9 protein-coding genes and 3 pseudogenes are annotated in these 6,182 nt (G+C 71.3%); 8 read left to right on the forward strand and 4 right to left on the reverse strand.

Going from position 1 to position 6,182, the window contains the following annotated elements:
- Window positions 1–112: 112 nt before the first annotated feature.
- Window positions 113–451 carry a cyclic-phosphate processing receiver domain-containing protein gene (locus tag AB0O19_RS38285; RefSeq protein ID WP_363626355.1) on the reverse strand — a complete coding sequence of 113 codons (339 nt, stop codon included), beginning with the start codon at window positions 449–451 and terminating at the stop codon, window positions 113–115.
- Between the two features lie 183 nt (window positions 452–634).
- On the opposite strand from AB0O19_RS38285, the gene AB0O19_RS38290 reads away from it, so the two are divergent.
- The 3 genes and pseudogenes from AB0O19_RS38290 to AB0O19_RS38300 all read left to right on the forward strand — a co-directional run.
- The gene (locus AB0O19_RS38290) at window positions 635–1,069 is read left to right on the forward strand and encodes an SMI1/KNR4 family protein (protein ID WP_363626357.1); all 435 of its coding nucleotides are present in this window, start codon (window positions 635–637) and stop codon (window positions 1,067–1,069) included.
- 54 nt (window positions 1,070–1,123) lie between these two features.
- Window positions 1,124–1,473 (forward strand): annotated as a pseudogene (locus AB0O19_RS38295) (transcriptional regulator).
- Window positions 1,470–2,033 (forward strand): annotated as a pseudogene (locus AB0O19_RS38300) (nucleotidyl transferase AbiEii/AbiGii toxin family protein); the annotation flags it as partial. The pseudogenes AB0O19_RS38295 and AB0O19_RS38300, both read left to right, overlap by 4 nt.
- A gap of 110 nt (window positions 2,034–2,143) precedes the next feature.
- On the opposite strand, the gene AB0O19_RS38305 reads toward AB0O19_RS38300, so the two are convergent.
- Both AB0O19_RS38305 and AB0O19_RS38310 read right to left on the reverse strand, forming a co-directional pair.
- Entirely contained in the window at window positions 2,144–2,392 is a 249-nt protein-coding gene (locus AB0O19_RS38305; RefSeq protein ID WP_363626358.1) for a hypothetical protein, read from the reverse strand.
- Window positions 2,367–3,053 carry a type III effector protein gene (locus AB0O19_RS38310; RefSeq protein ID WP_363626360.1) on the reverse strand — a complete coding sequence of 229 codons (687 nt, stop codon included), beginning with the start codon at window positions 3,051–3,053 and terminating at the stop codon, window positions 2,367–2,369. Before AB0O19_RS38310 ends, AB0O19_RS38305 begins: the two co-directional genes overlap by 26 nt.
- 109 nt (window positions 3,054–3,162) lie before the next feature.
- On the opposite strand from AB0O19_RS38310, the gene AB0O19_RS38315 reads away from it, so the two are divergent.
- The 5 genes and pseudogenes from AB0O19_RS38315 to AB0O19_RS38335 all read left to right on the forward strand — a co-directional run bounded on the left by AB0O19_RS38315 (window position 3,163) and on the right by AB0O19_RS38335 (window position 5,246).
- The gene (locus tag AB0O19_RS38315) at window positions 3,163–3,597 is read left to right on the forward strand and encodes an Hsp20/alpha crystallin family protein (protein WP_363626362.1); all 435 of its coding nucleotides are present in this window, start codon (window positions 3,163–3,165) and stop codon (window positions 3,595–3,597) included.
- Window positions 3,598–3,727: 130 nt separating this feature from the next.
- Window positions 3,728–4,021, forward strand: coding sequence for an STAS domain-containing protein (locus AB0O19_RS38320; RefSeq protein WP_363626364.1), 294 nt, complete (start codon window positions 3,728–3,730; stop codon window positions 4,019–4,021).
- Window positions 4,022–4,065: 44 nt separating this feature from the next.
- Window positions 4,066–4,470 (forward strand): annotated as a pseudogene (locus AB0O19_RS38325) (DUF2267 domain-containing protein).
- 57 nt (window positions 4,471–4,527) lie between these two features.
- Window positions 4,528–4,926 (forward strand): DUF2267 domain-containing protein, encoded by a 399-nt coding sequence (locus AB0O19_RS38330; protein WP_363626366.1) that lies wholly within the window; start codon window positions 4,528–4,530, stop codon window positions 4,924–4,926.
- 86 nt (window positions 4,927–5,012) lie between these two features.
- Window positions 5,013–5,246, forward strand: coding sequence for a DUF6296 family protein (locus AB0O19_RS38335; protein ID WP_363626368.1), 234 nt, complete (start codon window positions 5,013–5,015; stop codon window positions 5,244–5,246).
- Window positions 5,247–5,398: 152 nt separating this feature from the next.
- On the opposite strand, the gene AB0O19_RS38340 is transcribed toward AB0O19_RS38335, so the two are convergent.
- Window positions 5,399–5,809 (reverse strand): restriction endonuclease, encoded by a 411-nt coding sequence (locus tag AB0O19_RS38340; protein WP_363626370.1) that lies wholly within the window; start codon window positions 5,807–5,809, stop codon window positions 5,399–5,401.
- Between the last annotated feature and the right edge of the window lie 373 nt (window positions 5,810–6,182).

Consider the following 6,182-nt stretch of genomic DNA (forward strand, 5'->3'; position numbering starts at 1 on the left):
TCACAGCACACGACTACCGGGACCAACCCTCCAACGGCAGGCGAACGCTACTGCTTCACCCATCCGAGCGACATCACGAATTCAACTTCAATAGCCGGGGCGGCTGGCCTCTCTAGGCCGTTGTCCGCTGGACGTGGTAGCTCCAGCGGGTGAGTGACCTGACGACGGTTTCGGCACCGATGGGGTTGGCGCTGTGGACGAAGACAGCTCCGATCTGAAAAGGCTGTCCGTTGAAGGCGGCTTCTTCCATGAGGGTCACCACCGGCATGATGGTGTCGTCGCCACCGAGATCGTGGTCGAGCCACAGCTCGTCAATGAAGCTGTTGCGGTGCTCTTCCAGAAGCTGGATACCCTCACGGCTGGTGCGGGCAATCCGCGTGGCCTGGGGAAGGGGGCGGAGGTCGTCTATGCCGAGGACGACGGGCATCGGCGAGGTGGGGCCTTCTTTCACTGGGTGATTGTCACAGTAGGTGGGCGGGATAACCACGGAGTATTGAGGATCTGTTGGGCGGGCGGTGCCCATATCAAGGCCGAGTCACCTCGAAGCTGGTGGGGTGGCGTTCCATATCGTGTTGTCGCTGAGCGCGGTCGTCCCGCGTGAGCTTGTCGTCCGGGATAGCTACGCTTCCGGGTCATGTGGAGACAAGTAGCCCGTGACGTGTTCCCCGGCGCCGATTTCAGAGATCCCACGGACGAGGCAGTCCTGGCCGAGGCGGAGCGGAAGCTCGGGGAGGAGCTGCCGGCCGGGCTAAAGCAGTTGTTGCTGGAGAGCAACGGGATCGTCGGGCAGATCGGCGTGGACACCGTCTGGAGCATCGAGCAGATCGTCGAGCAGAACGTCTACTTCCGGTCGGACGGCTCCTTCGCCCAGCTGTACATGCCGTTCGACGCCCTTCTGTTCTTCGGGGACAACGGTGGCGGCGACCAGTTCGCCTTCGTGCAGACGCCACGGAGGCCGGACATCTTCGTCTGGGAACACGAGACCGACAGCCGCCGCTGGGCGGCCCGTGACCTGCGGGACTACCTTGGACGCTCACTCGCCGAGGGTGGAGACGACTGGTATCAGTAGTCCCATGCCCGGGTGTCCGCAGACCGGCCGGGAAGGAGGGGGAAAATCGTCTGCATGACGCCGCTTGCTTCCGCCGACAGCCGTTCCGGGCAACCGGCCGCCCGCCTTCCGCGCTCCCTCGGGGAACTGGAAGGGCCGACGGCCGGCCGGGTGGAGCTTCCGCTGCACCTCGCATGGTCGGGCCTTCGCAATTCGACCTGGAACAGCCGCGGCAGCGAATGGGCCTGTACCGGATCGTGCTGAACGAGGGCATGCGAGAGGACCTTCCACAGCTCCTAGACGCCGGCCTCCTCGTGGCACAGTGGCCGGTGCTGAGGACACTGGTCGGCCCCGCCATCCGCACGGTGTGGGAGACCGCCTTCACCGAGCTCGCGACCGCAGCCCGCCCCGCCGCCGCGGCGTGAGACTGACCCCGCTCCACCGGCGCCTGCTGGCCGACGTCCTCGCCGTCGGCGCCCCCTACCGTCTCGTGCTGACCGACGGCTACGCCGTCCAAGCCCATGGACTGGCCGACCGGCTCAGCCAGGACCTGGATGTGGCAGCCGAGCACCCGGCCGCGATGAAAGAGATCGCTGAAGCACTCACCGCAGGCCTGGTCGAACGAGGCTGGGCGGTGTACGAGGTCGAGGTCGTCCCCCTGTCGGGGCGCCTGGTCGTCACCGACCCCGGGACCGGCGAGAGCTGCGAGGTCGACGTCCTCAAGGAACACCTCTGGAAGCCCGCCGTCCAACTGGAGTTCGGCCCCGTCCTGCGCGTCGACGACGTCGTCGGCACCAAGATACGAGCCCTCGCGGACCGCCGCCACGCCCGCGACACCTTCGACCTGGCCGAGCTGCGTGACCGCCTGGCCGGCGCGGACTGGATCGACGACGCCGAGTTCGCCGCGTACGGCCTCGGCGACAACGCGATCGCCGGCCTGCGGACGTGGGCGCAGGAGTGGGTCGGCGACCTGGACCGGCGCCTGGAGCCGGTACGTCGCCGGAGACCACCAGCGCTGACCGGCCCCCTGGGCGGCCGGTGGGACACGGGAGCCGGTTCTGGCGGCCGGGGTGGTTGCGGTGGTTCCCAGCCTCGTCAGGCCGGCCGGTTGTCCGTCGGCGTGGTTGGGGGACTGTCCGGATCGGGGGCGGGCAGTGGCCAGTTGGGGTGGGCGAGGTGGTGGCGCAGGGCGTTGAGCCGGGCGAGGTGGTGGTCGAGGGCGGCGTTGACGGTGCTGGTGGTGGTGGCCACTCGTGCTTCGAGGTCGTGGATCCGGTCCAGGAGGTCCTGCCAGCGTCTTTCGGCGGCGGTTGCAGGGTCAGGTGCGGCGTCGGTCGCTGTCATCGCGGAGCTGGGTGGTGTGGTGGGTGAGGGTGTCGAGGCGGGTGGCGAGGTCGCCCTGGCCGGTGCCGAGGTGGGGGCGGATGGCGGCGAGGGGCTCTATGAGGTCGGCGGGGTCGGTGGCGCCGAGGGCGGCGGTCAGGGCGGTCTGGGCGGGACGGGCGGCGGGAGCGAGTGCGGCCGTGGTGATCTGGGCGGCGAGGACCCGCAGCTCGGCGGCGTGGTCGCGGGCCCAGACGGTGACCGATCGGTCGGCGGCTCGCCGGTCGCGGACGGCCTTGACCCGTTCGGCGCCGGTACCGGACCGCGAAGCGTCGGCGGCGGGCTTGAGGCGCAGGTAGCGGTTCTCGGCGGCCTGGCGGCTGGCGACGCCCATCGGGTGGGCGAGGTCGGCCCAGGTGGCGCCGGCCTCCCGGGCGCTCTCCACCAGGCCGGCTTCCCAGCCGGCGAGCTGGCCGCGAAGTTCGCGCAGCAGGACGAGTGCGGCCAGGGCCTGCTCGGGGCCACCGTGCTCGTCAGGGGCGGTCGGCGGCCGGGACGCGGAGTTCTGGGCGGTGCGGACGGCGTCGTCGATGGCGGCCAGCGCCGCCGCGGCCGCCAGGAACGAGACGGGCTCGGCTGGCGGGGAGGCGTAGGGGGCGGCTCTGCGGGACTTCTCGCTCATGCAGTCACTCTATAGGCGACATGGAAACTTGTCATCGGATCGATGACGCGCTAGAAAGGAGTCAGGTGAAGCGCACTGGCACCCATTCGATCAGTGGAGGTGTTTCGCAATGCTGCTGCGCACTGACCCGTTCCGCGAGCTGGACCGGCTGACCCAGCAGTTCCTCAACACGACCGGCACCTGGTCGCGTCCGACACCGATGCCGCTGGACGCCTACCGGGCCGGCGACGAGTACGTGATCTGCTTCGACCTGCCGGGGGTCGACCCGGACGCGATCGACATCGACGTCGAGCGGAACATGGTGACCGTCAAGGCCGAGCGCCGCCCGCGCCAGGAAGGCGAGGACATCAAGTGGGAGCTGTCCGAGCGCCCGCTCGGCGTGTTCTCCCGCCAGGTCATGCTCTCCGACACCCTCGACCCCGCCGGGATCACCGCCGACTACGACGCCGGCGTGCTGACCCTGAAGATCCCGGTCGCCGAGAAGGCCAAGCCCCGCAAGATCGAGATCAGCCACAGCGGAAGCCGCAAGCAGATCCAGGCCTGACCCGTTCCCCGATGCCGTTCCGGCCGCTCCCGATCTCTCCCCCCTCGATCGACAGGGGCGGCCGGAACACCCCCCGACCGCCGGGCCGGCCTCGCCCGGACCGGCCTACCCGCAGCGACGCGGAAACGCCATGAACGGCCACAGCAACCAGCCCTTCATCGTGCGAGCCCACGGCGAGATCGACCTCGACACCGCACCCTCGCTGCGCCGTGTTCTGGCCACCGCGCTCGAGTCGCACCGGGAGGTGGTGCTGGATCTGTCAGAGGTGACGTTCATGGACTGTGCGGGCCTGGGCGCCCTGGTCCGGGCCCGCAACCAGGCAGACCGGTGCGATGCCCGCCTGGTCCTGCGCGGGGCCGGCCGCTGCGTGATGCGGCTGCTCAAGCTGACCGGGCTGCACCGGCGCCTGGCCGTCGAGCCTTGAGGTCACCCGGGCGCGCCGGGCCTTGGGACGGAGGGAGAACCGCGATGACGCTTCGATGGGAGGCGTTCCTGGAAGAGGTCCGGGAGCGCGGTGAGTAGGACAGCCCTCAGGAGGCCGAGCGGGCCGCCCGGGTGGTCCTGGCCCTGCGCGGCGCCCATCTGGTCGGCGAGGTGCGGGCCGAACTGGCCGCCCGACTGCCCGAGACCATGGCCCTGATCCTGCTCAACCCGCTGCAGGCCGCCGAGCCCCTCAACGCCGAGCGGTTCGTGCGCGCGACCGCGGCCTGGATCGAGGGCGCCACCGAAGCTACGGCCCTGTGGGACATCGGCGCCGTCCTGTCCACAGTGGCCGACGCCGCCGGCGACGACCTCATGGACCAGGTCCTGCTCCAGCTGCCACCCGGCTACGACCTGCTGTTCGGCCGCCCGACCACAGGGACACGGCCCTGACCACCCCCCCCACGCCGCCGGCCCGCCCAGCGGCCAGCCCTGGAAGGCCCCACGGTCATGACCCGCTACCGCCACCTCCTCCAGCAGGTCCGCAACCTCGGCCGCTACCCCACCGACGAGGAAGCCGAACGCGCCCTCGACGCCGTCCTGGCCCTCCTCGGATCCCAGCTCACCGGCGACGAACGCTGTGACCTCGCCGCAGCCCTGCCCGAGCGGGCCCGCGCCGTCCTCGCCGCCCAGATCCCCCTGCCCCATCCCGTCACCGCCCCCGCCTTCGTCGAAAGCCTCGCCCGCACCCTGGGCACCAGCCTCACCGCCGCCCGCTGGGACGCCTCCTCCGTCCTGGCCGCCCTCACCACCCTCACCAACGACACCCTCACCGACCGCCTCCTCGCCCACCTGCCCCGCGGCTACGCCCTGCTGTTCGGTCGCGCGGACCTGGCCGCCGTCGCCTGAAGCAGCGGACCCGACCCGCCAGCGCGGAGCGCTCCGCGCCGCCCTGGCAAGCACCCAACCGCACACCGAATGAGGCGAGGCAACCGATGGACAGACCCCAGCGCTACGCGGTCACCCTGCTCGGCCCGCCCGGCCGGCATGGGCCGCCCGAGGTCGTCGTCGTCCACCTCACCGGCGCGTACACCGCTGCCGGGGAACTGGTGTACGCAGATGAGGCGGGCGCATTCCGGGTGGCGATCGAAGGAGAGGTGGCCCGGCCGCTCACCGCGTTGCCGGGGCCCGGCTGCCATGTCTGCCTTCACGCCGTGCCATTGCCCTGACCAGATGCTCGCGGCCCTCGGTGCCCGGGCGCCGTGCCGCACTCCCGAGCCGGTGGGCAGCCGTTCACGGGCCGAGTTCCCGTCACCGCCGTGACATCGCCGGTTGCACATGCACCCTCACGCCTGTGCACGCAGAGTAGTCGGAGGCGGGGTCAGTGGTGGTGGCCGCTGCGAGGCGCGGGGATGCGGGGTAGGACGTCCCAGAGTGGCTGGTTGCCAGCTGCCCAGCGGGCGAGGGCGGTGCGATCGACGAGCTGGATGCCGTACTCGGTGCCCCAGCGATGGGCTTCACGGGGAAAGCGGCCGTTGGTGACGACGACGCCGACATGGGCTCGGTGGGCGCGCTGGTAGGTGCCGGCGAGGGCGTACAGGACGCCGACGCCCACCGGTTTGCCGCTGGTCGGGTCCTGCTTGTGCTTGCACTGCACGGCCCAGCGCCGGCCCGCCGGGCCCTCGGCGAGGACGTCCACGCTCTGGTCGTTGGCCCTTCCGACCTTCCGTGCATGGCAGCCGTCGCGCTGCAGCAGATCGCGCACCGCGTACTCGAACGCGTCCGGTGCCATGTGGTCGATCCCGCCCGGACCGCTGAGCGCCAGACGCAGCTGGGCGGCGCGCAGCCGGTGCTCGCGCGCCGCCAGCGCGCGGTGTCGCAGGACGACCGCGGCGGCGGTGCCGACGGTGAGGACGGCGGCGGCGGGGATCCACCAGTTCGCGGCCAGCCAGCGTAGGACGGCGGCCGCGGTGCTGAGCGCCAGGAGCGCCAGCAGGGCGTAGGCGAGCCAGGTGGCATCGTCGCGGCGCGCGGCCCGGGGAGGCCGTCGGTCCGGCCGGGTCGCCGTCTCGGTGGCTGCTCACGGCCGGGGTGGGCGCGTGGGTGCCGGCCGGCGACTTGACGATCAAACCGGTGGTGCTGCGATAGTGACCCGGTGCGCGTCG

The sequence above is a fragment of the Kitasatospora sp. NPDC091276 genome, from assembly GCF_040684355.1.
Taxonomy (GTDB): Bacteria; Actinomycetota; Actinomycetes; order Streptomycetales; family Streptomycetaceae; genus Kitasatospora.

Excerpts from the sequence above, each read along its gene's own strand:
- AB0O19_RS38290 (WP_363626357.1), top strand. The coding sequence starts at position 635 with ATGTGGAGACAAGTAGCCCGTGACGTGTTCCCCGGCGCCGATTTCAGA.
- AB0O19_RS38305 (WP_363626358.1), bottom strand. The coding sequence starts at position 2,392 with ATGACAGCGACCGACGCCGCACCTGACCCTGCAACCGCCGCCGAAAGA.
- AB0O19_RS38310 (WP_363626360.1), bottom strand. The coding sequence starts at position 3,053 with ATGAGCGAGAAGTCCCGCAGAGCCGCCCCCTACGCCTCCCCGCCAGCC.
- AB0O19_RS38315 (WP_363626362.1), top strand. The coding sequence starts at position 3,163 with ATGCTGCTGCGCACTGACCCGTTCCGCGAGCTGGACCGGCTGACCCAG.
- AB0O19_RS38320 (WP_363626364.1), top strand. The coding sequence starts at position 3,728 with ATGAACGGCCACAGCAACCAGCCCTTCATCGTGCGAGCCCACGGCGAG.
- AB0O19_RS38330 (WP_363626366.1), top strand. The coding sequence starts at position 4,528 with ATGACCCGCTACCGCCACCTCCTCCAGCAGGTCCGCAACCTCGGCCGC.
- AB0O19_RS38335 (WP_363626368.1), top strand. The coding sequence starts at position 5,013 with ATGGACAGACCCCAGCGCTACGCGGTCACCCTGCTCGGCCCGCCCGGC.
- AB0O19_RS38340 (WP_363626370.1), bottom strand. The coding sequence starts at position 5,809 with ATGGCACCGGACGCGTTCGAGTACGCGGTGCGCGATCTGCTGCAGCGC.